Consider the following 23,111-nt stretch of genomic DNA (forward strand, 5'->3'; position numbering starts at 1 on the left):
GAATGGCCGCCGACGGGATTTGAAGGGATACTCAAGGAGAGTTCAATGAGCAGCAATACAAAGGCGGGTATCGTCGCACCGCTCTATCGTATCAACAAGTTTGCGGTGCCGACCGCCGCACGGACGCAGTTTCTGGAACTGGTGGAAAAGACCCTCGAAGTGATCCGCAGCCAGGACGGCTACGTCAAGGACCTGTTCCTCGAGCAGCATGCGGGCCCGGGAAAGTTCAACTTCTGCACCATGATCGAATTCGAAAGCGAAGAGGTCGCGCCGAAGGTTGCAGCAGCGATCGGCGCGTTCGATAGAAGCCTCAACATCGATCGTGCGGCGCTGATGGAAAAGCTCGGGGTTGAGACCGATTCCGCCAGCTACAAGAGCTTCCAGGCGACATCGGCATGAGATCGCGCCGTTCCGGCTACTGCTTAATTGCTTAAATCGAATCCGATTTAAGGATAAAATTATGCAGCAAGTTTAAAGCGATACAGCGTCCTTGCGCGTCATATTTGACGCACGGCGCTGTAGCCGGCCGGACTCGCGACCGGCGCGTCGATGACGACGCGTCAGGTTCACGATGGCGATACGTTTTAAGAAACGAAGAAGTTGGATAGGCCCTGGCCGGCCGCAACTGCCATATAGGCGAGGACGGTGAAGTAGACCGTGGTTGCGATCAGGAAGAGATAGCCGCCAGCGACCATCAGTCCGTCGCGCTGGATGATGCCGAGCGACAGGAGCAGGATGGCGATGCCCGGCAGCGTGTTCGATAGCGGAATGAGGCCGAGCGGAAACATCAGCAGCACGCCTCCGGCCATGATCATCAGGCCGTTGAAGCGGTTCATCAGTGCGCCTTGCGTCAGGAAGCCGAAGCGCGGCCTGACGAAGCGATCGAGCTTGGAGACAAGCGCTGCCCCCTTCTGCAGCGTCGGCACCAGTTTTTCGGTTTCGATCTGCCGGTCGAGGATGCGCTGCGGCATCCAGGGCAGGCGGTTGAGGGTAATCGAAATCGAGATCAGGATGATGGCGGCGCCGAAAACGGTACTGACGCCGGGAATGGAGACCGGCAGCAGAAACGGCAGCGTCAGCAGCGCGCACAGCAAGAGAAAGCCCTGTTCGCCGATGCCCGTCATCAGGTCGCGAAGCGTGATGGTGTTGCCGCGAATCGACCCGATCATCCCGTTGAGCGTGTCGCTGAGACTGCGTTGCGTATCGCCAAACTCGATTGCCATCAGATAGTCCGCCTCGATTTTCCTCGAACGCGCTTGTTATCAAGAGCGTGTGAAGGATCGGTTAGTATCCGGCCCTGTCATGACGATGACTGTGGCCGTGGCGCCATTTGTCGCCAAACAATGGCATCAGTGGGACGTCTCTTCATCTTCCTGCCGCAATCGCTAGTATGAAGCACCTTTGAGCACGAATGGGGACCATTGATTCTATGATCAAGAAATGCGCCATACTGGCTGTAGCGGCCATCTATCTCTCGGGATGCACGACCACCGATCCCTATACGGGTGAGCAGAAGATGTCGAACACCGCCGGCGGCGCGCTGATCGGCGCGGGTCTCGGTGCAGCGACCGGCCTTCTTGTCGGCGGCAGTGCTGCGGGACGGCGTGATGCCGCTCTCGTCGGTGCCGGTATCGGCGCGCTCGGCGGTGGCTTGGTCGGCAACTACATGGACAGCCAGGAAGCGGAACTGCGCGCCCAGCTGCAGGGTACCGGTGTTTCCGTTACCCGCGCAGGCGACCGCATCATCCTGAACATGCCGTCGAACATCACCTTCGCCACCGACCGCGACCAGGTAATCCCAGCCTTCTACGACACGCTGAACTCCGTGGCGATCGTGCTGCGCAAGTTCAACAAGACGCTGATCGACGTCGACGGCCACACCGATTCGACCGGCAGCGCCTCCTACAACCAGGGCCTTTCCGAGCGTCGCGCAGCCTCAGTTGCCAATTATCTGGCAAGCCAGGGCGTCGACCAGCGCCGCATGGCCACCATGGGCTTCGGCCAGGAACGGCCGATCGCCTCCAACGGCAGCGAGGCCGGCCGGGCGCAGAACCGCCGCGTCGAAATCTCGATCGCGCCGATCAAGCAGGGCTGATAGGTCTCTGCGATACCTTGATATAGAAGGGCCGCACCGGGAACAGTGCGGCCCTTCGTCGATCGGACGTCCCGTCGCCGTACTGCTAAAAGCGGTAGCGCAAAAGCCGCCCCATCCGCTGCAGCATGGGCATGACGCTGAAGATCTGGATGGCGATGCGCGCGGCCGCTGACATTCTTTCTATCTGGCTCGGATCGTAGTCGCTGACCTCCTCCAGCAGACTGAGGCCCGGCACCTGCCGCTCCAGCATGCGTGGATCGTCGATGCCCCAGCGAAGCGCAGCACCGGTGGCGCGGATGGCGGGGTTGAAGCGCAGCAATTGAATGCCCAGGTGGCTATAGCCGTCGAAGACGACCTCGCCCGCCGGCAGGCGTTCCAGCAGACGCCGAAGCAGATCGTAGACGTCCTCTGCCGCAAGGTAGGGCAGGACGCCTTCGGCGACGACGATCGCCGGCGCGTCATCCGGTATCGCCGCAAGCCATCCCGCCTCCGTCACCGAAGATGCGATCTGTGTATAGTTGGCGCGATCCGGATAGAGCGTGCGGCGCAACGTCATCACATCGGGAAAATCGACGTCGAACCACCGCACCTCGTCGGGCGGATCGACGCGGAAAACGCGGGAATCGAGGCCGCAGCCGAGATGCAGCACAGTTGCATCCGGGTGCCTGGTGACGAAAGCCCGTGTCCACTGGTCGAGGAGATAGGCGCGCATGGCGATCCCGATCGTCATGTCGTGGCCGACGTCGAGATGCTGCGCAGCTTGCCCGAGACGACGCATGGCATCGGCGGCGAAATGGTCGCGCAGCAGGGAATCGGGAAGCGCGCTTTCGGCGGCCTTTGCCTGCAGCGTGATCAGCAGTGTTTCTTGCGCGCCACTCAGGCCGATCCCGTCGGCATCCATCGTTTCCTCCCCACAGCGCCGCGCGTCAAATATGACGCACAAAGGATGCTGTAGCGCTTTAAACGTGCTGCATAATTTCATCCTTAAATCGGATCCGATTTACGGAATTATGCAGGAGGCACGGCCTCGGAAACGGTGGCACGTATCCGCTGCCTAGTCGTCGGCTGCCTTCACCGCACGCGCCCGACGGACGCGCCTCGCCGTCAGCATCGCCAGTGCCGGTGCCAGCGCGAACAGCCAGAAAAGCCACTGCGTCGCGCGGGCAACGCCGTCGGTGGTGCTTGCTTCGATACCCGCCAGATTGGCGGTCAGGCCGGCAAGGGCAGCACCCAGTGCGGCGGCAAAAAGCTGCACGGTGGTGATCGAGCTCGATGCCTTCTCTTCCTCGCCCTGTGGTGCCAGTTCGTAGACGGCCGTCACGATATGCGGCCAGGCGAAACCCATGCCGAAACCGACCGCCATGATACCGGCGGAAAGCGGTGCGGAGATCGCGGCAAACCCGGTGCCGGCCATCGGCATGAACATGGCGATCAGCGCCAGGCCGGCAAGGCCGAAGGCCGGTCCGGCGAAGATCGTGCGCTGCGCCCTGTCGCCGTGCCAGTGCGCGCTGGTCATCGATCCGGCGGTCCAGCCGATCGACATCAGTGCGGCGATGTAGCCGGCAACCAGCGGCGACAGCCCATGCAATTCCTGCAGCAGATACGGTACGTAGATCTCCGGCTGCATGCCGATCATCAACAGCGTGATCGTAGCATAAAGCGCTGCCAGCGGGGAGGTTATGGTGAAGCTGCTGCTCGGCAGCAGCTTGCCGGCAGCCCGGCGTTCGACGACGAGAAGCACTGCGAACATGAGGATGGCCGCGCCGACCGAGGCGAGCTGTTCGCCCGATGTGGACAGGGTGCTTGCGATCGAAAGAGCCAGAACGATGCCGACCAGAAGCAGCAGTTGCACGACCGGCAGCGGCGTGCGATTTCCTTCGGACGAAGCGTTGCGCGGCAACGTCCAGAAGGCGAGTGCTGCCAGAAGTGCCGTCAGCGGCAGCAGCGACCAGAAGGCGGCGCGCCAGGTGGCGAATTCCGCAAACATGCCGCCAACAGCCGGGCCGATAAGCGTTGCCGTGCCCCAGGTCGCCGAGATCAGGCCGATGGCACGGGTCCAGAGCGCCGGCGCAAACACCAGGCGGATGACGCCATAGGCGAGCGCATAGAGCAGGCCGCCGCCAAAGCCCTGGATCGCCCGGCCGCCAAGCAGCACCAGCATATCGGGAGCGGAGGCGCACATGAGCGTGCCGAGGCCGAAGACGAGCGCGCCGATCGCATAGGCCGAGCCGGCGCCGACGACGGCAAGCAAGCGGGCCGAGAGTGCTGCGCCGAGGATGGATGCGGCCACGAAGACGGTGGTGCTCCAGGCGTAATATTCGAGCCCGCCGATCTCGCGCACGATCGACGGCATGATCGTCGTTACGACATAGATGTTGAGCGCATGGAGAGCTACGCCGCCGCTCAGCACGACGGAATGGATGGCGTTTTCGCCCGACAGCAGAGCGAGCCAGCCGCTGTCGGCTTTTTCAGCGGGTCTGGATGTCTTGTCGAGCATATGTGTGCACCTTTTCCTGTCGCCTCACGACTGCCGGGCAAGTAACGCGCCGTGCATCGTTGCGCGGCCGCGTCGGGCTTGCCCCGTCGGCGCCGATAGAGCACTCCCGTTTCAAATGGAGTTTTGGAGCGGCTCTATCCTATTGTTTTTACGCATTTCCTGACGGAAAAGCGCTTCGCATTTTTCGTGGAAATGTTCTGATTCAGTGGACGACGGCATCACCGAGATGGGTGAGCTTGTCCGGATTGCGAACGATGAAGATGTCGTTGACGTTTCCGTCGCCGTCATAGCCGAAGGAAACGCTGGCGGCGATATCATTTTCGGTCTCGCCCCGGAGCACAATGCCGCGGCCGCCGTTGATATCGGCAACGTCCCAGACATAGTGCGCCCAGTATTCGGTCAGCCGGTCGGCGATGAAGGCAAGCACGGTTTGCTTGCCCGAGAGCACGCCGAGCACCGTCGCCACCTTGCCGCCGCCATCGGCCGTCAGTCGTACGTCGGCGGAAAGCAGGCTCGAAAGGCTGGCAATATTGCCGCCGTGGATCGCCGTGTGGAAAGCCGACAGCAACTCGTCCTGGCGTTCGCGCGGCGTCTGGTGACGGCTCTTCTCCACGCCGATATTGGTCTTGGCGCGCGACACCAGCTTGCGTGCGGCCGCCTCCTGCATGTCGAGCGTTTCAGCCACCTCCTCATAGGGCTGGCCGAAGATTTCATGCAGCAGATAGGCAGCCCTTTCCTTCGGCGTCAGCCGCTCCAGCATCAAGAGGAAGGCGGTGGTCAGCGACGAGGTCAGTGCCAGCTTCTCCTCGGCATTGTCGTCGCTTGCCGTGTGGATCGGCTCCGGCAGCCAGGCACCGACATAGTCGACACGCTTGCGGTGTGCCGCCTTCAAGAGGTCGAGGCAGCGGCGGGTGCAGGCGGTCGTCAGCCAAGCGGCCGGGCTTTCGATCGCCAATTGATCGGCCTCCTGCCACTTCACGAACGTGTCCTGCACCGCGTCTTCCGCGTCCGCGCGCGAACCAAGGATCCGGTAAGCCAGACCGAGAAGGCGGGGACGCGCCTCCTCGAAAATTGCCGTGCTGTTTGCGCCGCCCATCTCAATGCCTCGATATCTGTTTGGTCCGGTCAATGCTGTCCTGGTCGATCGTCTTGCGTCCGCCGGCAAGCGCGCCGAGCCCGTCGGGGATTTTCTGCTCGTAACGGACGGTTTTCATATCGGTCATGATTACAACTCCGTCGATCGTTGCTCATGACCAACTGACGATTGGCTTCCGGCCGCTGTGACGCCGTCTTGAAATTTTTCTCAGATTTTTGGCGGGTAGGCGTGCTCTTTGCCGCGGAAGTCGGTCACGGTGTAGCAACCGCCGCCGTCCGCAGCGATCGATGCCGCGCTGATCACCGTCTTGCCGTGACCGCCGGGAATGTCGAGGATATAGGTCGGCTGGCAGAGGCCAGAGACCCGGCCGCGCAAGGACGCGACGAGTGCCTGGCCCTCCTCGATCGAGAGCCGGAAGTGGCTGGTGCCGGGTGCCAGATCCGGGTGGTGCAGATAGTAGGGCTTGATCCGGGTTTCGACGAAGGCGCGCATCAGTGCGGCAAGCACGTCCGCATCGTCATTGACGCCTTTCAGCAGCACCGACTGGCTGACCATGACGACGCCGGCATCGATCAGCCGGGCCGAGGCGTCGCGCGCTTCCTGTGTCAGTTCACGCGGATGGTTGGCGTGCAGCGCCACATAGGTCGCCTTGCCGCTGGCCTTGAGGGCTGAAACGAGATCGGCGTTGATGCGCTCGGGCTCGACCACCGGTACGCGGGTGTGGAAGCGCACGATCTTGACATGGGCGATCGGCTTCAGCCGCTCCATGATTTCGGTGAGGCGGCGCGGCGAAAGCACCAGCGGGTCGCCACCGGTGAGAATGACCTCCCAGATCTCGTCATGTTCGGCGATATAGGCGATCGCCGCATCGAGTTCGGCGGGTGTCAGCGTACCCAGTCCCTGCGGTCCGACCATTTCGCGGCGAAAGCAGAAGCGGCAATATACCGGGCAGACATGCACGGCCTTCAAAAGCACCCGGTCGGGATAGCGATGCACGATGCCGGCGACCGGGCTGTGCGCCTTGTCGCCGATCGGATCTTCGCGCTCTTCCGGCAGCAGCGTCAGCTCGGCGGCATCGGGTACGAACTGGCGGGCAATCGGATCGTTCGGGTCGTTGCGGTCGATCAGCTTGGCGATAGCAGGACTGATGGCGACCGCGTAGCGCTCGGCGACCTGCGAAACGACGGTTTGCTGTGACGGTTCGATAAGGCCGGCATCAACCAATTCGCCGGCTGTCTTGATCGGCCGGTGAACGTTCATGATGCCGTCTCCGCCACCGGTGCCCAGAGCACCTGGTCGATGCGCGACGCACCGGTCGCCAGCATGACCAGCCGGTCGAAGCCGAGCGCGATGCCGCTCGCCTCGGGCATGATGGCGAGCGCTGCCAGAAAATCCTCGTCGAGCGGATAGGTCTCGCCATAGACGCGGGCCTTCTCCGTCATTTCCATCTCGAAACGACGGCGCTGCTCGGCCGCATCGGTCAGTTCGCCAAAGGCATTGGCGAGTTCGACGCCGCAGGCATAGAGCTCGAAGCGCTCGGCAACGCGGCGGTCGCGCGCGGTCGGCCGGGCAAGGGCTGCTTCAGCGACCGGATATTCATCGAGGATCGTCGCGCGGCCAAAGCCGAGATGCGGTTCGACCTTTTCGACAAGCACGCGGCTGAACAGGTCGGCCCAGTTATCGTCGGCGGCGACCCGCAGCCCGGCCGATACCATCGCGCTAGCAAGCGCGTCCCGGTCCGTTTCTCCGTTGGAGGCGATCGAAGCGAGCAGGTCGATTTTCGCAAAACGCTTGAAGGCTTCGGCCACCGCCAGCCGTTCGGGCTCGGCGAAGGGGTCGCAGGTGCGGCCCTGGAAGGTGAACTGACTGACGCCGGTCGTCTGTGCCGCGAGCGTCAGGATCTCGGCGCAGTCGCGCATCAGCGTCTCGTAGGTCTCACCGGCGCGGTACCATTCGAGCATGGTGAATTCCGGATGGTGCAGCGGCCCACGCTCGCGGTTGCGATAGACATGGGCAAAGCAGGCGATGCGCTTTTCACCGGCAGCGATGAGCTTCTTGCAGGCAAACTCCGGCGAGGTGTGCAGATAGAACGGATCGGCGGAGCCGTCATGGTTGAGCGCCTGGGTGGCAAAGGCGTGCAGATGGGCTTCGTTGCCCGGTGAGACCTGCAGCGTCGCGGTATCGACCTCGATGAAGTCGCGCTCGTCGAAAAACCGGCGCAGCGCCGACTGGATCCGGTTGCGTCCGAGAAGAAACGGGCGCCGGTCGCCATGGACGTGCGGCGTCCACCAGGGTGAGGCATGCGACATGGTCGTTCGATCCAGGCTTTCTTCGCGCCCTAGGCTATCTTCGCGTCAATGCCGGCGCAGGCTGGCTATTTGCACGAAATTAGGGTAGTGGCGGCGCGATATCATAATTTTCGCGTCTTTCGGGGCCGGCTTTCCCGGCGCGCCGTGTCGCGCATACCTCTGTTACAAGGAAGACTAATGGTCAAGGTCATCGCTTCATCTGTCCGCAAGGGCAACGTTCTCGACGTTGACGGCAAGCTCTATGTCGTTCTTACCGCGCAGAACTTCCATCCGGGCAAGGGCACGCCGGTCACCCAGGTCGACATGCGCCGCATTTCCGACGGCGTGAAGGTCTCCGAACGCTACCGCACGACCGAACAGGTCGAGCGCGCCTTCGTCGAAGACCGCGAGCACACCTTCCTTTATGAAGATGGCGAAGGCTTCCACTTCATGAACCCGGAAAGCTACGACCAGCTGGTCATGACCACTGACGACATCGGCGACCTCAAGGCCTACCTGCAGGAAGGCATGGCCTGCATTCTTTCGATCCACGAAGGCCTGGCGATCGCCATCGACCTGCCGCGCCACGTGACGCTCGAAATCACCGAGACCGAGCCGGTCGTCAAGGGCCAGACGGCATCGTCGTCCTACAAGCCGGCTATTCTGTCGAACGGCGTTCGCACGCTCGTGCCGCCGCATATCCAGGCTGGCACCCGCGTCATCATCGCGACCGAAGACGGCTCCTATGTCGAGCGCGCCAAGGACTGACACGCTCAAGCACTGACGATCGAGCGATCGCATCGAACGGGGACGGCAGGTTCAACCTGCCGTCCCCGTTGTCGTTTCTACTGCTGGGCTCCTTCGACCGTTGGTGTTTCAGGGGCAAAACCAGGCAGCAAGTTCAAAGCGTTACAGCGTCCTCGGCGCGTCACCGGATGCGCGACGCCGCAGAGCCCGGAAGCTGTGGCAGAGATCGGATAAGCAACCGCAAATTTAGGGGGAGCATTTCGAAAAACGGGTGCTAGGATGCCGGCGCTACGACGTTTCCGCCATGAGAGGGCCCGCATGTTTCCATTGTCGCATATGATGAAGTCGTTCATTCGCAAGGGTCGCCTGACGGTGATCGACGCTGATGGCAGGAGGCATGTCTTCTCCGGCGAGCCCGGGCCTGAAGTCACCATGCGGCTCACCGACAAGAAGCTCTATCGCAGCCTTGTCTTCAATGCGGAGCTGGCGGCTGGCGAGGCCTACATGGACGGTACCATGCGCTTCGAGGAAGGCTCGACGCTCAAGGATTTCCTGACGCTGTTTTCGATCAACCGGCTCTCGCTCGGCTCCTACCCGATCCAGAAGGTGCTGCGCGCGATAAAGATGCGCTTCCGCAAGCGCCAGCAGGCAAATCCCAAGGGCAAGGCGCAGGAGAACGTCGCCCATCACTACGATCTCGGCAACGACTTCTACAAGTTGTTCCTCGACGAGAACATGCTCTATTCCTGCGCCTATTTCCGCGAGCCGAACGAGAGCCTGGAAAAAGCCCAGCGCAACAAGCTGCGGCTGCTCGCCTCCAAGCTCTGCCTGGAGCCGGGCATGAAGGTGCTCGATATCGGTTCCGGCTGGGGCGATCTGGCGATGTACCTGGCGAAACTCGAAAACGTCGAGGTTCTGGGTGTGACGCTTTCCAAGGAGCAGCAGGCGCTGTCTTCGCAACGCGCACAGGCGGCCGGGCTCGCCGATCGTGTTCGCTTCGAACTGAAAGACTATCGGGATGTGCAGGGACCGTTCGATCGCATCGTTTCGGTCGGCATGTTCGAGCATGTCGGTGTGAATCACTACGACGAGTTTTTCAAGAAACTCAATGCGCTGATGCCGGATGACGGCGTTGCGGTGCTGCATTCGATCGGCCACATGAGCCCGCCCGGCATGGCGAGCGCCTGGCTGCGCAAATACATCTTCCCCGGCGCCTATTCGCCGGCACTTTCGGAGGTCTTCGACGTCGTCGAGCGCAACAGCCTTTGGGTCACCGATCTAGAGTTCCTGCGCGTGCACTATGCCACGACGCTGGCGCATTGGGGGGAGCGGTTCGAGGCAAACCGCGACAAGGTGATCGCGATGTATGACGAGCGCTTTGCCCGCATGTGGGAGTTCTATCTGATCAGTGCCGAAATGATGTTCCGCACCGGCAGCCAGCTGGTCTTCCACATGCAGCTGTCGCGCTCGCGTGACGCAGCACCGATCGTGCGCGATTACATCACCGACCGCCAGCGCGACTTCATGGCCCGCGAGCACGCGCTCGACCTCAACATCTGACCGGCCCCATTTGACCGGCATCGTGCCGGTCAATCTCCGTTCCAGCGCAGCCGCTTGTAGTCGAAGCCGAATTCGAGTGTCGGCTTGACGATCGAGAAGAACGGCGAGAGATCGAAGTCGCGCGGGGTATAGAGCGAATAGTGGCGGATATGCAGGATCTCTTCGCGTGAATAGGTGGAGGCGGCCGACGCGCGCCCAGGCGCGCGCGTGACCTCCGGCAGGATCGGATAGCGGATCTGCTCGAAGGCTTCGGCAATCAGCGTCGAGCAGATCGCCCGCGTCGGATCGCCTGAACCAAGCGCCAGCAGGCGACGACGCCAGCGCACGGGCACCGGCGGTGCCGGCATGAAATAGCGCAGCATATCCAGAATGTTCTTCAGGTCGTATTTCATGCCGAGCCGGGCGATCATGAAGCCGACCAGCGCGGTACGATCGTCGGGCGTCAGCGCCACCGGTCGGCAGATGCGCGTGTTGAACGATGCATATTTCTTCAGCGGCACCGCGACGCAACCTTCGCCGATATTCACCTCGATCAGTTGAGGCCTTTCGATCACCGGCAGGGTCGCCTGGTCGAGCGTCAGCGGCATCTCGTCGCCGACGAAAAATGCCGCGTGCGACCAGGTGGATTGCGTCAGGTATTTGATCGCGGCGGAAACCTTCTGGTTGCCTTCGATCAAGAGGACGTCGCCCGGACGCAGCGTGCGCGCCAGCGTTTCCGGGTCGGATGGCGTGTAGGGTTCGTAGCCAAGGGTCTGCGTCTGCAACCTTGCGGCCATACGGGCGCCGAGCCGGTCCAGAAACGTATCCTTGCTTTCCGAAAGCGGGTAGATGGTCCTCATGGAGGCGATTGCTCCAGCCGCGGGAAGGGGATTCGCATGCGCCTGCATGGTGGCCGAGCCGCGACACTCTGTCGAGTGATTGTCGCGTGATTGCATGGCTTTGACCTTGACGCACATTCCCGGGGTTTCTATTTAGAATTATTCTAAAGAAGGTTTTCAACGATGTTTTCCCGTCTCTTCTCCCGCTCCAAGCGTCCGTTTCTCTCCCTCAACGAACAGGAAATCCTGGCACTGGCGATCTCGTCGGAGGAGGACGATGGACGCATCTATCTCGCCTATGCGGATGCGTTGAGAGAGAAATATCCGCACTCGGCAAAAGTGTTCGAAGAAATGGCGGAGGAGGAGAGCCATCATCGGCAATGGCTGATCGACATGCACGTACAGCGCTTCGGCAACCGGATCCCGCTGATCCGCCGCGAGCATGTCCGCGACTTCCCCGATCGCAAGCCTGAGTGGCTGATCGCCGAAATGCCGATCGAGAAGGCGCGGGCGGAAGCCGAGGCAATGGAGGAGACGGCGCACCGCTTCTATGTCGAGGCGGCGGCGCGCACCCAGGATGCGGCGACGCGCAAGCTGCTGGGCGACCTGGCAATCGCGGAAAAAACGCACGAATCGCTCGCCCGCAGGCTCGGTGAAAAGCACACACCGGACGATGTTCGCGAGGAGGAGGAGCAGACGGCGCGCCGACAGTTCATCCTGACCTACGTTCAGCCGGGGCTGGCTGGGCTGATGGATGGCTCGGTTTCGACGCTCGCACCGATCTTTGCTGCTGCCTTTGCGACACAGGATACCTGGCAGACCTTCCTCGTCGGCCTGTCGGCCTCGGTCGGCGCTGGTATTTCCATGGGCTTCACAGAGGCGGCCCATGATGACGGCAAGCTGTCGGGCCGCGGTTCGCCGATCAAGCGCGGCCTCGCATCGGGCATCATGACCGCGCTCGGCGGTCTAGGGCACGCACTGCCCTATCTCATTCCGCATTTCTGGACGGCGACGATCACGGCCGCAGTCGTCGTCTTCTTCGAGCTTTGGGCAATCGCGTTCATTCAGAACCGCTACATGGAAACGCCGTTCCTGCGCGCCGCATTCCAGGTTGTGCTGGGCGGCGGCCTAGTGCTGGCAGCGGGCATCCTGATCGGTAATGCCTGATCGGGCGTGCAGCGTTTGAAACGAAAAAAGGGCCGGTTTGACCGGCCCTTTTTCGTAAAGCGATGATGCTGCGGTATCAGTTGCCGACCGAGCCGACGACCACTTCCGCGCCGTTGTCGATGGTGACCCAGCGACCGCTGTTGAACGAAGCCTGGCGCTTGAGATAACGGTAGGGCGTCTGGGTCCAGAGCCGCACGCCGTTTTCGAGGTTGTCGAGGACGAAATCCCCCTGGGCGGTGCGCACCGTCAGCACGGCATGGCCCTCGCCATCGGGTTTGCGAACGACAGTGATCAGCAGTTCGCTGGGGGAAAAGCCCTTGCGCATCAGACGCTTGCGCTTTTCGAGAACGAAGTCCTCGCAATCGCCGGCGTCCTGCGGGTAGGACCAGACTTCATCCCTGCCGAAGAGTTCCTGATCGGTCACCGGCGTGATTTCGCGGTTCACGGCAGCGTTGACCTGACGGATCGTCGCCCAGCCGCGCTCGGTGACACGCGGCGCCACGCTCGTCTTCGATTTGACGCTGCATTCGCCCTTGTGCTTCTGACAGAACTCGTAATGTCCGATCGGCTGCGAGGTAACCGAGCCGGTCTGCATCCAAGGAGAGGATCCCGCCTGTGCGGGAATTGCCGTGTTCGCTGAAATGAAAAGTGCGCAAAACGCCGCGATACTTCCCTTAACCCCGGTCCAAGACGCCATACAAATCCCCTGCGTGACGCGGTATGCCGGGCTCTTCCTGTCCGGACGTATTCGCGCAATCCTGAGTTGAGGGCAGCTTGTTCAGGTCTTCCGCCTCACGCTGCTCTAATCGTTAATAAAGAGTTAATAGCGTTGGGGTCGGAGAGTCAATCTACTGATTCGGCCATTGGACTTTATGGTTAAAGCCGTTGCCGAAACGCAGCGCAAAGCCCTGCGCAGCAGGCGGTCTGCGGCGCATGGACGCGGAAATTGGGGGTAGAAAGGGCGTCGAGCGCCGGCCTATCGGCTTAAGCCGAAGGCAGCATGTTTCCGATCGCCTGTTTCATTTTAGCAATGTCTTCCTCGCGCGAAAGACGGTGGTCGCCGTCACGGATGAGCGTCATGACGACGTCGTCGGCCGGAAGGTGCTCCATCAGTTTCAGCGCGTGCGTGTAGGGCACATCCGGGTCGCGCATGCCCTGCAGGATGTGAACCGGGCAGCCGGTGGTGATGGTGCCGACGAGCACGCGGTTGTCGCGGCCGTCCTCGATCAGGGCGCGCGTATAGATGTTGGGCTCGGGGCTGTATTCGGACGGTTCCTCGAAATAGCCGCGCTCGGCAAGCGAGTGCCGCTCGATCTCCGTCAGGTTTGGTTCGATGAGTTCGGCGGTAAAGTCGGGAGCAGGCGCGATCAGTACCAACCCGGCGATGCGTTCGCTGAGGCCGCGCTGGCGTAGTTCCTGGATCAGCCTCATCGCGATCCAGCCGCCCATCGATGAGCCGATCAGGATCAGGCGCTGCCCGGGGGCGGCATGTTCGACGACGGCAAGGCTTTCTTCCAGCCAACGCGAGATCGTGCCGTCCTTGAAGGCGCCGCCGGAGGCGCCGTGGCCGGAATAGTCGAAGCGGATGCAGTCGGTTGCCCTGTCTCTCGCAAGCTGCTCGACCTCGACCGCCTTCGTCCCGGTCATGTCGGAGCGGTAGCCGCCAAGCCACACAAGCGTCGGCCGATCGGAGCGCTTTTGTGCCCGCAGGATCCGCATGGCGATGCGGCGACGGGCGGCATCCTTGCCAACCTCGATGAAGGTTGTTTCGGTTTCGGCTGGCGTCGTTTGCATCTCAATTCTCTCCAAATGCCCGGATTGGCGGCGAATTTCTTTCTAAAACAGATTCGTCTTGGCTTCGACAGGTGGTGATTTTCCCTGCGAGCCATGCTATTGACTCTCCCGTCGCAATTCACACATTGCCGTCGGCGGCAGATTGAAGCATTTCGGCCAAGGCCGCGCCGACTAATAATTGAACCGCATTTTCGGAAACAGCTCGAGGAGAGTACGACCATTCGCAGACCGTTCAAAACGGACGCCCCCGTCAAGGAGGGACCGCGCTCAAACAAGGAAATCCGGGTGCCCCGGGTTCAGCTTATCGATGCCGAAGGCCAGAATATCGGTGCCATCCCGATCGACCAGGCGCTCCGCATGGCGGAAGAGGCCGGTCTTGATCTGGTAGAGATCGCACCGAACTCCGAGCCGCCGGTGTGCAAGATCCTCGATCTCGGCAAGCTGAAATACGCCAACCAGAAGAAGGCGGCCGAAGCGCGCAAGAAGCAGAAGATCGTCGAGATCAAAGAGATCAAGATGCGTCCCAACATCGACACGCATGATTATGAAGTGAAGATGCGGGCGATGAATCGCTTCTTCGAAGAGGGCGACAAGGTCAAGGTGACCCTGAAGTTCCGCGGTCGCGAAATGGCGCACCAGGAACTCGGCATGAAGCTCCTGCTTCAGGTCAAGGATGACACCCAGACGATCGCCAAGGTGGAGGCCGAGCCGAAGCTCGAAGGCCGCCAGATGATGATGGTCCTCGCTCCGCGTTGACCGAGGTGTCCGGGCGCAATGTCCGGAAACTGGATCAGGTAGGAAGCCGCCCGAAGGGCGGCTTTTTGCGTTTGAGGGTCCTTGCCATCAGCGCCGATATCGCCGATGCCTATGGCGCGAAGTTGATCCTCGGGCAGTCGCCGCTCGGCGGACTGGAGGCGGTGCTCGCCTTCGAAACGGCCGGCAGGCGCAAGCGTCGGCGCGATCCGGTTTGACGTTGTATGTCGCTTCTATGACGCTTCGTCGATTCCGCAGTTGCGCTTTCGGGGAGGTCCGGGTATAAGCGCCCGTCCGAACGGTCCGGCAGGGCATGCCGTGGCCGTTCTTAACGCTGGAAATGGACCTCGTCTGTCCGTTTCGAATTCTTAAGAAAAATGGAGTAGCAAAATGCCCAAGATGAAGACGAAATCGTCTGCCAAGAAGCGGTTCAAGATCACCGCTACCGGCAAGGTTCGTGCAGCAGCTGCTGGCAAGCGCCACGGCATGATCAAGCGTTCCAACAAGTTCATCCGCGACGCACGTGGAACCATGGTTCTCGCGGAGCCCGATGGCAAGAAGGTCATCAAGAACTACCTGCCCAACGGTCTCTAAGACTTTCAGGCATTTTGGACACGTTAAGGAGATCATGACATGGCACGTGTAAAACGCGGCGTAACCGCTCACGCCAAGCACAAGAAGACACTCAAGGCAGCCAAGGGCTTCTACGGCCGCCGCAAGAACACCATCCGCGCTGCAAAGGCTGCGGTTGATCGTTCGAAGCAGTTCGCTTACCGCGACCGCAAGGTCAACAAGCGCAACTTCCGCGCTCTCTGGATCCAGCGCATCAACGCTGCCGTCCGCGAATTCGGCCTGACCTACGGCCGCTTCATCGACGGCCTGAACAAGGCTGGCATCGAAGTCGACCGCAAGGTTCTGTCCGACATGGCTATCCATGAGCCGGCAGCATTCGGCGCCCTCGTCGAAGCTTCCAAGAAGGCACTTGCCTACCTCAAGGAAGCCGGTACGACCAACGAGTTTGAAAGCGCTGTTCGTTAAGCCAGCGTTTTCCCAAAACCGTTCTTGATTTTTGTTGGGAAACCCGCGCTGGCAGGGCTAGCGCGGGTTTTTCTTATTTGGCGGGACGAAAGTGTACGACGATCGAAAGGGGCCGCTTGCGGTTCGCGAGCTTGACGACGAGGACATGGCGGCTCTGCTGGCAGCACTTGCCGGCGGATCATCCCGTGTCGAACGACGCCAGCCTACGGATCGTATGGTCTGGATCAAGCGTGACCGGCGCGTTGGCCCGCGTCTCGGACTGCTCTTCCTGCAGATCGCAAGCCGCGCGCTGAAGCCAGAAACGCCGGACCGGGCTTTTGCCGCCTGGAAGCTTGCGGCGCCAGCGGAAGCCGCCGTCGCTCCCTCAGAGATCAAACCGCTCTTTACGCGATTGTTGCCGCTGGCGCGCTTCTTCCTGCGCATCCAGAACGGTCATGACCCCGTGCGCCTCGTGGCGGCGACGGACTCACTGGCGACGCAATCACAATCCTGAAGACAACAACCGATATAGACCGAACCCATTCCCGCATCGAGGCAGGACAGAATGAGCGAACTGGAAACACTGGAACGGACACTGCTGGCGGACATCGATGCCGCCGGCGACGAAGGATCGATCGAGGCGGTGCGCGTCGGCGCGCTCGGCAAGAAGGGCTCGATCTCCGAGCTACTGAAGACGCTCGGCACGATGACGCCGGAAGAGCGCCAGACCCGTGGCGCCCAGATCAACGCGCTGAAGACCACGGTTGCAGAAGCGATCACCGCCCGCAAGTCGGCGTTGAAGGACCAGGCGATCGCCGAGCGTCTGGCCCGCGAAACCGTCGATATCAGCCTGCCGGTGCGCTCGTCCCCGGCCGAACGTGGCCGTATCCATCCGATCAGCCAGATCGTCGACGAGATCACCGCGATCTTCGGCGACATGGGTTTCTCGATCGCCGAAGGTCCTGACATCGAGACCGACTACTACAACTTCACGGCGCTGAACTTCCCGGAAGGCCACCCGGCCCGCGAGATGCACGACACCTTCTTCTTCAATGAAGATGACAAGGGCGAGCGCAAGGTGCTGCGCACGCATACCTCGCCGGTGCAGATACGCACGATGGAGGCGCAGGACCCGCCGATCCGCATCATCATCCCCGGCAAGACCTATCGCCAGGATTCCGACGCCACCCACTCGCCGATGTTCCATCAGGTCGAGGGCCTGGTCGTCGACAAGTCCGCGAACGTCGCCAACATGCGCTGGGTGCTGGAAGAATTCTGCAAGGCCTTCTTCGAGGTCGATCAGGTCACGATGCGTTTCCGCCCGTCGTTCTTCCCGTTCACCGAACCGTCCTTCGAGGTCGACATCCAGTGCGACCGCTCCGGCCCGATCGTCAAGTTCGGCGAGGGCACCGACTGGATGGAGATCCTCGGCTGCGGCATGGTCCACCCGAACGTGCTCAGATCCGGCGGGCTCGATCCGGACGAGTATCAGGGCTTTGCCTGGGGCATGGGTCTCGACCGCATCGCCATGCTGAAATACGGCATGCCGGACCTGCGTGACTTCTTCAACGCCGATGTCCGCTGGATGAACCATTACGGCTTCCGCCCGCTCGACATGCCGACATTGTTCGGCGGCCTCTCGGCCTGATCGCGCTGAAAATTGGAGCATTTCCAGGAAAAGTGCGAAGCGGTTTTCCGCCAGGAAATGTGTAAAAACAAAGGGATAGAGTGTTTCTGCAACCCGGTTTAAGCCGGAAACGCTCGAGGACACAGGTGAAATCATGAAATTCACGCTTTCCTGGCTCAAGGACCACCTTGATACCGACGCTTCGCTGGACGAGATCTGTGCGCGCTTGACGATGATCGGGCTTGAAGTCGAGGATGTCGACGACAAGGCCGCCTTCAAGCCGTTCGTCATCGCCAAGGTCGTTTCCGCCGAGCAGCATCCGAATGCCGACAAGCTTCGGGTCCTGATGGTCGATACCGGCACAGGCGCACCGGTTCAGGTCGTCTGCGGCGCGCCGAACGCCCGCGCCGGCCTCGTCGGCGCCTTCGCCGCATCGGGCACCTACGTGCCGGGCATCGACGTCACGCTCTCCGTCGGCAACATTCGCGGCGTCGAAAGCCACGGCATGATGTGTTCGGAAAAGGAACTCGAGATCTCCGACGACCACAACGGCATCATCGACCTGCCGGATGATGCGCCTGTTGGCACGAGCTATGCGGCCTATGCCAGCCTCGACGATCCGATGATCGAGATCAACCTGACGCCGAACCGCCCGGATTGCACCAGCGTTTACGGCATCGCCCGCGACCTCGCAGCCTCTGGCCTCGGTACGCTGAAGGCCCGCGCGGCACCCGCCTTTGCGGTCGAAGGCGAGACCCCGGTCAAGCTGACGATCGACCTTGGCGAAGATCGTCACCTTTGCCCAGGCTTCGGCCTGCGGCTCGTGCGCGGCGTCAAGAACGGCCCGTCGCCGAAATGGATGCAGCAGCGGCTGCTGTCGATCGGTCTTCGTCCGATTAACGCGCTGGTCGACATCACCAACTACATGACCTTCGACCAGGGCCGGCCGATGCACGTCTTCGACGCGGCCAAGGTTACGGGCAACCTGACTGTGCGCCGCGCCAAGGAAGGCGAAACCGTGCTTGCGCTCGACCAGCGCGAATACAAGCTCGGCCCGAACAACGTCGTCATATCAGACGAAAAGGCCATCGAGTCGATCGGCGGTATCATGGGCGGCGAACACTCCGGCTGCGATGAGAACACCACAGACGTGCTGATCGAATCGGCGCTCTGGGACCCGATGAACATCGCCAAGTCCGGCCGCACGCTCGGTATCATCACCGACGCGCGCTACCGCTTCGAGCGTGGTGTCGATCCGGAATACATGGTGCCCGGTCTCGAGCGCACCACCGAACTGGTCCTCGAGCTTTGCGGCGGCAAGCCGGCCAAGGCAGAAGTCGTCGGCTATGCCGGCTATAGCCCGAAGATCGTCGATTTCCCGATGTCCGAGGTCAAGCGCCTGACGGGGCTCGAGGTTTCCTCGGAAGAGAGCGTCACGATCCTGAAGAAGCTTGGCTTCGGCGTCCAGGGCTCGGGCGAGCGCGTCAACGTTTCGGTGCCGTCCTGGCGCCCGGATGTCGACGGCAAGGCCGATCTCGTCGAAGAGGTCATGCGCATCCACGGCGTCGACAACATTGTTGCAGCACCCTTGCCGAGCCATGGCACCGTCAATGGCAAGATCCTGACGACGCTGCAGATCCGCACCCGCCTTGCCAAGCGCGCGTTGGCGAGCCGCGGCATGCTGGAGGCCGTCACCTGGTCGTTCATTTCCGAAGACCAGGCGAAGCTCTTCGGCGGCGGTCAGCCGGCGCTGAAGCTTGCCAACCCGATCGCGGCCGATATGTCGGACATGCGCCCGTCGCTGTTGCCGGGTCTCCTGTCGGCGGCACAGCGCAATGCCGACAAGGGCTTTGGCGACGTTGCGCTCTTCGAAGTCTCCGGCACCTATGAAGGCGATGGCCCGGATCAGCAGCGCCGCGTTGCCGGTGGCGTACGCCGTGGCACCGCATCGCTCAACGGCGCCGGTCGTCTCTGGTCGAATGCTGCCAAGGGCGGCGGCAAGCCGGTCGACGTCTTCGACGCCAAGGCCGATGCGATCGCGGTCTTGGAAGCCTGCGGCGTGCCGATGGGCAATGTCCAGTTCGAAGCCGGCGGTCCCGCCTGGTATCATCCCGGCCGTTCCGGCACGATCAAGCTCGGTCCGAAGATCGTGCTTGGCTCCTTCGGTGAATTCCACCCGAAGACGCTTGAGGCGCTCGATGTCTCCGGTGCACTCTGCGGCTTCGAAATCTATGTCGACGCCATGCCGGAACCGAAGAAGAAGGCGACCCGCACCAAGCCGGCACTTGATCTTTCGCCGTTCCAGGCGGTCAAGCGCGACTTCGCCTTCGTCGTCGACAAGGGCGTCGAGGCAGGTGCCATCCTGCGTGCAGCCTCCGGCGCCGACCGCAAGCTGGTGACCGGCGTCAGCGTCTTCGACGTGTTCGAGGGAGCGTCCCTTGGCGAAGGCAAGAAGTCGATCGCCATCGAAGTGACGATCCAGCCGGTCGAGCGCACGCTGACCGACGAGGACTTCGAGGCTTTGACGGCCAAGATCGTCGCCAACGTCACCAAGACGACAGGCGGCGTGTTGCGCGCCTGAAGGCCGTTCGGTTTATAACCATGGCAAAGGCCGCTGCTTGCAGCGGCCTTTGCCATGCGGCTAACCAATGCGTTGCATCAGCTCGATCCGGTTGCCGAAGGGATCGCTGACGTAACACCTGGCATATCCGGCAAGTGGCGCGTCACGCGTGATCGACACGCCGGAGGCTTCGAGTCGCAAAAGGAGCAGGGCAAGGTCGTCGACAAGGAAGGCGGGATGAGCCTTGCGCGCAGGCGAGAAAGCCGGGTCGATACCGAGGTGAATTCTTGCCTCTCCTCGCTCGAACCAACAGCCACCACGTCCGGCAAGGTTCAATGGTTTCTGCACCTCGGTTAGGCCGAGCAGCCCTTCATAGAAACCCCGTGCTACATCCTCCATCCCGGCAGGCATGGCCAGCTGGACATGGTCGAGCGCCATGATTTGACCTATGGCCTCGAGGCTCCCGCTTGATCCCGCCATCAGGCGTGAAGGTGGTAGATCTTGTTGACGATCACCCAGCGCCCGTCGATCTTGACCAGCGACAGATAATCGGAAAAGCGTTCGCCGGCGAAGCTGTCGATCACCTTCACCGTTGCCGCATCGCCGGTAATGTCGGTCATCTCCACATCCATCTCCGGCTGGCTCCCGGGCGGCGCGGCCCCCTGGTCCAGAACCGCCTTGATGAAGCCGTCGCGCGTCATCCATTCGAGCGCGCCTCTGTAGTTGCCGATGATCGCCGCGTCTGGGTGAAACGCCTTGCGCAACGCACCTTCGTTGGCAAAGGCCATGCCGTCCACATAGAGATGCACCACCGCGCTGATCGCCTGCTCGTCGGACATTCCCGATCCTCCGAAATTGTTGGTCACGACAGGAAAGGTAGTGCATCCGGCTGAAAATTCGATGGGTGAATGCCCCGCCTCGGCAAGGAGGCGGGGCATGCGCGTTCAACGATTGGTGAGCGCCAGCGATGCTTCCGTATAGCGCTTGCCAGCAACGAGCGCCGGCGACAGCGCATCGCCGAGCCGGGCAAGTTCGTCAGCGCTCAGCACGATATCGGCCGCGGCCGCATTCTGCTCCAGGTGGTGGAGCTTGCGCGCGCCGGGGATGGGCACGATGAAGTCGCCCTGATTGATCACCCAGGCGAGCGCCAACTGGGCGGCGGTTACGCCTTTTTCGCGCGCGAGCGCTTCCAGCGTTTCGACAAGGGCGGCGTTGGCGCCGAGGTTTTCCGCCTGGAAGCGCGGCAACGAGCGACGGAAATCGTCCGCTGCAAGATCGTCAGCCTTGCGGATCGTGCCCGTCAGCATGCCGCGCCCAAGCGGGCTATAGGGCACGAAGCCGATGCCGAGGTCGCGGCAGGTCGCCAGCACGTCCTCTTCCGGGTCTCGCGACCAAAGCGAATATTCGCTCTGGACCGCCGCGATCGGATGCACCTTGTGGGCACGTCGGATCGTTTCGGAACTTGCCTCGGAAAGCCCGAGCGTGCGCACCTTGCCCTGGCGCACCAGATCGGCCATGGCGCCGACGGTTTCCTCGATCGGAACCCCGGGATCGACGCGGTGCTGGTAGTAGAGGTCGATCACATCGATCCCAAGCCTCTTCAGCGAGGCGTCAGCCACGGCCCTTGCGTTTTCCGGTCGACCGTCGATGCCTTTGATCGCCTCGGCCGCTGGTTTGCCGGGCTCTATGCGGAAGCCGAATTTAGTCGCGATCGTGACCTTGTCGCGTAGCGGCTTCAACGCCCGGCCGACAAGCTTTTCATTCTCGTAAGGGCCATAGACTTCGGCCGTGTCGAAGAAGGTGACGCCGAGGTCGACGGCGCGCTGCAGCGTGCGGATCGATTCCGCCTCGTCGGCGCCGCCATAGGCAAAGCTCATGCCCATGCAGCCAAGACCAATGGCGGAGACGGTCAGTTCATTCCCGAGTTTGCGGGTCTTCATGTCATGTCCTTTCGGGGTAGGGGCGACCATGCAGGCGCGCCAGGGTGGCCCGCGAACGCATCGAAACGCCCGGTATTCGTCGGCGCTTGGCCAGTCGGCTCCAAGCGGCGTCCTGCATGCCGCTCTTCCCGGTGCCGTCTGGCTACGACGATGATCAAAGGATAGGGCCGCAGCATGCGGTTGAAAATCTCTGTCAACTCTCACGGGCTGTTCTATTATTTAGATCAATGAACAGGACCCAGCTTTCCCAACTCGCCGTCCTTGCCGCGGTTGCCGCCCATGGCAGCTTCCGTGGTGCCGCCCGCGAGCTTGCCATCGCACCATCGGCCGTCAGCCACGCGGTCGGCAGCCTTGAAGCGAGCCTTGGTGTGCGGCTTTTATCGCGCACCACCCGCAGCGTCGCGCCGACCGAGGAGGGGCGGCGCCTCCTTGAACGACTGGCACCGGCGCTCGACGAGATCGCCCACGCGCTGGAGGCTGCCACGGACACGCGCGACCGTCCGGCCGGCAATCTGCGCATCACGGCGCCGCGATTTGCCGCCGATCTTATCCTGGCGCCCCGGCTTGGTGCCTTTCTCAACCGCTACCCGGAGATCGTGCTGGAAATCGCCAACGAGGATGGTTTCACCGACATCGTCGAACAAGGCTACGACGCCGGCATCCGACTCGGCGAAAGCCTCGAAGCCGATATGATCGCCGTCAAGGTCGGGCCGGAGCTGGAAAGTGCGGTTGTTGCATCGCCCGATTATTTCGAGCGTTTCGGCCGCCCCTTTCATCCGAGCGATCTCGCCGGCCACCGCTGCATCCGGCGACGCTTTTCCAATGGCACGCTCTATCGCTGGGAGTTCGAGAGGCACGGCGAGGAATTGACGGTTTCCGTCGAGGGGCCGTTAATCCTTGGGGAAGACCGGCCGATTATCAAGGCGGCGATGGGTGGAGCAGGGCTTGCCTATCTCTTCCTCTCGCGGGTGGAAACGCCAATCGCCGAAGGGCGGTTGATCCGCGTGCTCGAGGATTGGTGCGCGCCCTATGCCGGCCCGTTTCTCTACTATCCGAGCCGGCGCCAGATGCGCCCGGCCCTTCGCGCCTTCATCGATTTCTTCAAGCATGCGAGCTAGGCCGGTTGATGGCCCTCATCAACGGCTATCGGCG

26 protein-coding genes are annotated in these 23,111 nt (G+C 62.0%); 13 read left to right on the plus strand and 13 right to left on the minus strand.

Features of this window, described 5'->3' with window-relative positions; genetic code table 11:
- Nucleotides 1-45: 45 nt before the first annotated feature.
- Complete coding sequence (locus J3R84_RS18970) at nt 46-399, plus strand: hypothetical protein (RefSeq protein ID WP_025425535.1); 354 nt, start codon at nt 46-48, stop codon at nt 397-399.
- Between the two features lie 185 nt (nt 400-584).
- Here the strand turns inward: J3R84_RS18970 and J3R84_RS18975 are convergent, their stop codons facing one another.
- Nucleotides 585-1,223, minus strand: a complete 639-nt coding sequence (locus tag J3R84_RS18975; protein WP_025425536.1) for an exopolysaccharide biosynthesis protein — start codon at nt 1,221-1,223, stop codon at nt 585-587.
- A 206-nt stretch (nt 1,224-1,429) separates the two neighbouring features.
- On the opposite strand from J3R84_RS18975, the gene J3R84_RS18980 reads away from it, so the two are divergent.
- The gene (locus J3R84_RS18980; RefSeq protein ID WP_025425537.1) at nt 1,430-2,095 is read left to right on the plus strand and encodes a YiaD family glycine zipper/OmpA-like lipoprotein; all 666 of its coding nucleotides are present in this window, start codon (nt 1,430-1,432) and stop codon (nt 2,093-2,095) included.
- An 85-nt stretch (nt 2,096-2,180) separates the two neighbouring features.
- On the opposite strand, the gene J3R84_RS18985 is transcribed toward J3R84_RS18980, so the two are convergent.
- From J3R84_RS18985 to epmA, 6 genes are all read right to left on the minus strand, one after another.
- The gene (locus J3R84_RS18985) at nt 2,181-2,996 is read right to left on the minus strand and encodes a class I SAM-dependent methyltransferase (RefSeq protein ID WP_025425538.1); all 816 of its coding nucleotides are present in this window, start codon (nt 2,994-2,996) and stop codon (nt 2,181-2,183) included.
- Nucleotides 2,997-3,149: 153 nt separating this feature from the next.
- Nucleotides 3,150-4,592: an MFS transporter gene (locus J3R84_RS18990; protein WP_081788828.1), complete on the minus strand. Its 1,443-nt coding sequence runs from the start codon at nt 4,590-4,592 to the stop codon at nt 3,150-3,152.
- A 202-nt stretch (nt 4,593-4,794) separates the two neighbouring features.
- The gene (gene sigJ / locus J3R84_RS18995; RefSeq protein ID WP_025425540.1) at nt 4,795-5,688 is read right to left on the minus strand and encodes an RNA polymerase sigma factor SigJ; all 894 of its coding nucleotides are present in this window, start codon (nt 5,686-5,688) and stop codon (nt 4,795-4,797) included.
- Nucleotide 5,689: 1 nt separating this feature from the next.
- Nucleotides 5,690-5,815, minus strand: a complete 126-nt coding sequence (locus tag J3R84_RS38495; protein WP_255569777.1) for a hypothetical protein — start codon at nt 5,813-5,815, stop codon at nt 5,690-5,692.
- Nucleotides 5,816-5,895: 80 nt separating this feature from the next.
- A complete protein-coding gene (locus J3R84_RS19000) occupies nt 5,896-6,948 on the minus strand; it encodes a lysine-2,3-aminomutase-like protein (protein WP_025425541.1) in 1,053 nt (350 codons plus the stop codon).
- A complete protein-coding gene (epmA, locus tag J3R84_RS19005; RefSeq protein ID WP_203527324.1) occupies nt 6,945-7,997 on the minus strand; it encodes an EF-P lysine aminoacylase EpmA in 1,053 nt (350 codons plus the stop codon). Before epmA ends, J3R84_RS19000 begins: the two co-directional genes overlap by 4 nt.
- Before the next feature lie 177 nt (nt 7,998-8,174).
- On the opposite strand from epmA, the gene efp reads away from it, so the two are divergent.
- Together efp and J3R84_RS19015 are read left to right on the plus strand one after the other, a co-directional pair.
- Nucleotides 8,175-8,744 (plus strand): elongation factor P, encoded by a 570-nt coding sequence (efp, locus tag J3R84_RS19010; RefSeq protein WP_025425543.1) that lies wholly within the window; start codon nt 8,175-8,177, stop codon nt 8,742-8,744.
- Nucleotides 8,745-9,041: 297 nt separating this feature from the next.
- Entirely contained in the window at nt 9,042-10,283 is a 1,242-nt protein-coding gene (locus tag J3R84_RS19015; protein WP_025425544.1) for an SAM-dependent methyltransferase, read from the plus strand.
- Between the two features lie 29 nt (nt 10,284-10,312).
- Here the strand turns inward: J3R84_RS19015 and J3R84_RS19020 are convergent, their stop codons facing one another.
- Nucleotides 10,313-11,122, minus strand: coding sequence for a C40 family peptidase (locus J3R84_RS19020; protein ID WP_038575805.1), 810 nt, complete (start codon nt 11,120-11,122; stop codon nt 10,313-10,315).
- A gap of 162 nt (nt 11,123-11,284) precedes the next feature.
- Here J3R84_RS19020 and mbfA point away from each other — a divergent pair, with 162 nt between their 5' ends.
- Complete coding sequence (gene mbfA, locus J3R84_RS19025) at nt 11,285-12,268, plus strand: iron exporter MbfA (protein ID WP_025425545.1); 984 nt, start codon at nt 11,285-11,287, stop codon at nt 12,266-12,268.
- Nucleotides 12,269-12,344: 76 nt separating this feature from the next.
- Here mbfA and J3R84_RS19030 read toward each other — a convergent pair whose 3' ends face one another.
- Both J3R84_RS19030 and J3R84_RS19035 read right to left on the minus strand, forming a co-directional pair.
- The gene (locus J3R84_RS19030; protein WP_025425546.1) at nt 12,345-12,965 is read right to left on the minus strand and encodes a transglutaminase-like cysteine peptidase; all 621 of its coding nucleotides are present in this window, start codon (nt 12,963-12,965) and stop codon (nt 12,345-12,347) included.
- A 287-nt stretch (nt 12,966-13,252) separates the two neighbouring features.
- Nucleotides 13,253-14,062 carry an alpha/beta hydrolase gene (locus tag J3R84_RS19035; RefSeq protein WP_025425547.1) on the minus strand — a complete coding sequence of 270 codons (810 nt, stop codon included), beginning with the start codon at nt 14,060-14,062 and terminating at the stop codon, nt 13,253-13,255.
- Between the two features lie 219 nt (nt 14,063-14,281).
- Between J3R84_RS19035 and infC the strand changes: the two genes are divergently transcribed.
- The 7 genes from infC to pheT all read left to right on the plus strand — a co-directional run bounded on the left by infC (nt 14,282) and on the right by pheT (nt 20,040).
- Nucleotides 14,282-14,818 (plus strand): translation initiation factor IF-3, encoded by a 537-nt coding sequence (infC, locus tag J3R84_RS19040; protein ID WP_038576631.1) that lies wholly within the window; start codon nt 14,282-14,284, stop codon nt 14,816-14,818.
- A gap of 65 nt (nt 14,819-14,883) precedes the next feature.
- The gene (locus tag J3R84_RS19045) at nt 14,884-15,033 is read left to right on the plus strand and encodes an ATP-binding protein (protein WP_156407901.1); all 150 of its coding nucleotides are present in this window, start codon (nt 14,884-14,886) and stop codon (nt 15,031-15,033) included.
- 172 nt (nt 15,034-15,205) lie between these two features.
- Nucleotides 15,206-15,409, plus strand: coding sequence for a 50S ribosomal protein L35 (gene rpmI / locus J3R84_RS19050; protein WP_025425550.1), 204 nt, complete (start codon nt 15,206-15,208; stop codon nt 15,407-15,409).
- Between the two features lie 39 nt (nt 15,410-15,448).
- Complete coding sequence (gene rplT / locus J3R84_RS19055; protein ID WP_025425551.1) at nt 15,449-15,853, plus strand: 50S ribosomal protein L20; 405 nt, start codon at nt 15,449-15,451, stop codon at nt 15,851-15,853.
- Nucleotides 15,854-15,944: 91 nt separating this feature from the next.
- Entirely contained in the window at nt 15,945-16,346 is a 402-nt protein-coding gene (locus tag J3R84_RS19060; RefSeq protein ID WP_203527325.1) for a hypothetical protein, read from the plus strand.
- 51 nt (nt 16,347-16,397) lie between these two features.
- A complete protein-coding gene (gene pheS / locus J3R84_RS19065) occupies nt 16,398-17,480 on the plus strand; it encodes a phenylalanine--tRNA ligase subunit alpha (RefSeq protein WP_057204340.1) in 1,083 nt (360 codons plus the stop codon).
- A 133-nt stretch (nt 17,481-17,613) separates the two neighbouring features.
- Complete coding sequence (pheT, locus tag J3R84_RS19070; RefSeq protein WP_025425554.1) at nt 17,614-20,040, plus strand: phenylalanine--tRNA ligase subunit beta; 2,427 nt, start codon at nt 17,614-17,616, stop codon at nt 20,038-20,040.
- A 60-nt stretch (nt 20,041-20,100) separates the two neighbouring features.
- Here pheT and J3R84_RS19075 read toward each other — a convergent pair whose 3' ends face one another.
- The 3 genes from J3R84_RS19075 to J3R84_RS19085 form a co-directional block, all read right to left on the minus strand.
- On the minus strand, nt 20,101-20,457 hold the full coding sequence (locus J3R84_RS19075) for a VOC family protein (protein WP_038575809.1): 357 nt from the start codon (nt 20,455-20,457) through the stop codon (nt 20,101-20,103).
- Nucleotides 20,458-20,498: 41 nt separating this feature from the next.
- Nucleotides 20,499-20,858 carry a nuclear transport factor 2 family protein gene (locus tag J3R84_RS19080; protein ID WP_025425556.1) on the minus strand — a complete coding sequence of 120 codons (360 nt, stop codon included), beginning with the start codon at nt 20,856-20,858 and terminating at the stop codon, nt 20,499-20,501.
- A gap of 105 nt (nt 20,859-20,963) precedes the next feature.
- Nucleotides 20,964-21,959: an aldo/keto reductase gene (locus tag J3R84_RS19085; protein ID WP_025425557.1), complete on the minus strand. Its 996-nt coding sequence runs from the start codon at nt 21,957-21,959 to the stop codon at nt 20,964-20,966.
- 227 nt (nt 21,960-22,186) lie between these two features.
- Between J3R84_RS19085 and J3R84_RS19090 the strand changes: the two genes are divergently transcribed.
- A complete protein-coding gene (locus J3R84_RS19090) occupies nt 22,187-23,077 on the plus strand; it encodes a LysR family transcriptional regulator (protein ID WP_025425558.1) in 891 nt (296 codons plus the stop codon).
- Nucleotides 23,078-23,111: the final 34 nt, after the last annotated feature.

Origin of the sequence: Ensifer canadensis, from assembly GCF_017488845.2 — a bacterium.
GTDB lineage: Bacteria > Pseudomonadota > Alphaproteobacteria > Rhizobiales > Rhizobiaceae > Ensifer > Ensifer canadensis.

Coding starts and splice junctions, on each gene's coding strand:
- J3R84_RS18970 (WP_025425535.1), top strand. CDS start 46: ATGAGCAGCAATACAAAGGCGGGTATCGTCGCACCGCTCTATCGTATC.
- J3R84_RS18975 (WP_025425536.1), bottom strand. CDS start 1,223: ATGGCAATCGAGTTTGGCGATACGCAACGCAGTCTCAGCGACACGCTC.
- J3R84_RS38495 (WP_255569777.1), bottom strand. CDS start 5,815: ATGACCGATATGAAAACCGTCCGTTACGAGCAGAAAATCCCCGACGGG.
- rplT (WP_025425551.1), top strand. CDS start 15,449: ATGGCACGTGTAAAACGCGGCGTAACCGCTCACGCCAAGCACAAGAAG.
- J3R84_RS18985 (WP_025425538.1), bottom strand. CDS start 2,996: ATGGATGCCGACGGGATCGGCCTGAGTGGCGCGCAAGAAACACTGCTG.
- J3R84_RS19015 (WP_025425544.1), top strand. CDS start 9,042: ATGTTTCCATTGTCGCATATGATGAAGTCGTTCATTCGCAAGGGTCGC.
- J3R84_RS18990 (WP_081788828.1), bottom strand. CDS start 4,592: ATGCTCGACAAGACATCCAGACCCGCTGAAAAAGCCGACAGCGGCTGG.
- pheS (WP_057204340.1), top strand. CDS start 16,398: ATGAGCGAACTGGAAACACTGGAACGGACACTGCTGGCGGACATCGAT.
- J3R84_RS19085 (WP_025425557.1), bottom strand. CDS start 21,959: ATGAAGACCCGCAAACTCGGGAATGAACTGACCGTCTCCGCCATTGGT.
- J3R84_RS19020 (WP_038575805.1), bottom strand. CDS start 11,122: ATGAGGACCATCTACCCGCTTTCGGAAAGCAAGGATACGTTTCTGGAC.
- J3R84_RS19075 (WP_038575809.1), bottom strand. CDS start 20,457: ATGGCGCTCGACCATGTCCAGCTGGCCATGCCTGCCGGGATGGAGGAT.
- J3R84_RS19090 (WP_025425558.1), top strand. CDS start 22,187: ATGAACAGGACCCAGCTTTCCCAACTCGCCGTCCTTGCCGCGGTTGCC.
- J3R84_RS19035 (WP_025425547.1), bottom strand. CDS start 14,062: ATGCAAACGACGCCAGCCGAAACCGAAACAACCTTCATCGAGGTTGGC.
- pheT (WP_025425554.1), top strand. CDS start 17,614: ATGAAATTCACGCTTTCCTGGCTCAAGGACCACCTTGATACCGACGCT.
- rpmI (WP_025425550.1), top strand. CDS start 15,206: ATGCCCAAGATGAAGACGAAATCGTCTGCCAAGAAGCGGTTCAAGATC.
- epmA (WP_203527324.1), bottom strand. CDS start 7,997: ATGTCGCATGCCTCACCCTGGTGGACGCCGCACGTCCATGGCGACCGG.
- J3R84_RS19000 (WP_025425541.1), bottom strand. CDS start 6,948: ATGAACGTTCACCGGCCGATCAAGACAGCCGGCGAATTGGTTGATGCC.
- sigJ (WP_025425540.1), bottom strand. CDS start 5,688: ATGGGCGGCGCAAACAGCACGGCAATTTTCGAGGAGGCGCGTCCCCGC.
- J3R84_RS19030 (WP_025425546.1), bottom strand. CDS start 12,965: ATGGCGTCTTGGACCGGGGTTAAGGGAAGTATCGCGGCGTTTTGCGCA.
- J3R84_RS18980 (WP_025425537.1), top strand. CDS start 1,430: ATGATCAAGAAATGCGCCATACTGGCTGTAGCGGCCATCTATCTCTCG.
- J3R84_RS19080 (WP_025425556.1), bottom strand. CDS start 20,858: ATGTCCGACGAGCAGGCGATCAGCGCGGTGGTGCATCTCTATGTGGAC.
- efp (WP_025425543.1), top strand. CDS start 8,175: ATGGTCAAGGTCATCGCTTCATCTGTCCGCAAGGGCAACGTTCTCGAC.
- mbfA (WP_025425545.1), top strand. CDS start 11,285: ATGTTTTCCCGTCTCTTCTCCCGCTCCAAGCGTCCGTTTCTCTCCCTC.